General features: G+C 71.7%; 1 protein-coding gene. It reads right to left on the reverse strand.

Annotated elements, in window-relative coordinates; genetic code table 11:
* Positions 1 to 260: 260 nt before the first annotated feature.
* On the reverse strand, positions 261 to 1435 hold a 1175-nt coding region (locus AC27KI_RS24770; protein WP_487116431.1), incomplete at its 5' end, for a single-stranded-DNA-specific exonuclease RecJ.

The following is a 1435-nucleotide window of genomic DNA, read 5'->3' on the forward strand; positions in this document are numbered from 1 at the left end:
CGCCCGGCCGCGGCGCGGTCGGCGTCCGGCTCCGAGGACGACTGGGAAACGTTCTGAAAAGCCGGAAGGCCGGGTGCGGGCCAAGCCAGGCGCAGGCCCCGGCGCCCGGCACCCGGGCGCTCAACGCGGCAGGGGCTGTTTGCTGCAAAATTGATAGCTAATCAGGCAATCGATCCGCCGGCGTGAGGCCTGCTTTCCCATGAATGGGCCCCGGCAGCGCCCGTGCCCGCCGGGCCGCACGATGGCCCGGCGCGGCCCCTTCAAAGCTGCGCGCCTTCCACCAGAAACTGCACCCGCCGATCGCCCTTCCACTCGTTCACGTCCAGCCGGAACGCCAGCAGCACGCGCGAGGGCAGCGGTTCGGTGTGGCCGAACCAGATGCCGTCCACCGGCTGGCCCTGGTGCAGCAGCTTGAGCGACAGGTGGTGCTTGTTCTCGCCCACCAGGCGCTGCGACAGCACCTCGACCTCTTCGCTGAAGGTGGGCGGCGCAAAGCCCTGGCCCCAGACCTCGCGGTGCAGGGTGTCCACCATGTCCGCGCGGCAGTATTCGGGGGCCAGGGGCCCGTCGGTGTCGAGCCGGCGGGTGAGCGTGGCGGCGTCCAGCCACTCCTGGGCGACCTGGGCGAAGGCGCGCTCGAAGGTGGCGAAGTGTTCCTCGGCCACCGTGCAGCCGGCCGCCATGGCATGGCCGCCGAACTTGAGCAGCGTGCCCGGGTGGCGCTTGGCCACGAGGTCGAGCGCGTCGCGCAGGTGAAAGCCTGGAATGGACCGCCCCGAGCCCTTGAGTTCGTGCCCCTTGCCCGGCGCGGCGCTGGCGGCGAAGACGAAGGTCGGGCGGTGCAGCTTGTCCTTGATGCGCGAGGCGACGATGCCCACCACGCCTTCGTGGAAGTCGGGGTCGAACACGCTGATGGCCGGCGGGGGCTCGGTGCCTTCCTCGAACAGGCTCTCGGCCATGAGCAGCGCCTGCTCGCGCATGCCGCCCTCGATCTCGCGGCGCTCGCGGTTGATGGCATCGAGCGTGCGGGCGAGTTCGGCGGCGCGGCCGGGGTCGTCCGTCAGCAGGCATTCGATGCCCAGCGTCATGTCCGCCAGGCGCCCCGCGGCGTTGATGCGCGGCCCCAGGGCGAAGCCGAAGTCGAAGGTGGTCGCCACGGGCGCCTTGCGGCCCGCGGCGTCGAACAGCGCGGCGATGCCCGCCGGCATGGCGCCCGCGCGGATGCGGCGCAGGCCCTGCGCCACCAGGCGGCGGTTGTTGCTGTCGAGGCGCACCACGTCGGCCACGGTGCCCAGCGCGACCAGCGGCAGCAGCGGCTCCAGCTTGGGCTGGCTGGCCTTGTCGAACACGCCGCGTTCGCGCAGCTCGGCGCGCAGCGCCATCAGCACGTAGAACATGACGCCCACGCCGGCGATGGATTTGCCTCTCGAAGGTG

It is taken from the genome of Acidovorax sp. KPB24-03, assembly GCF_057546605.1.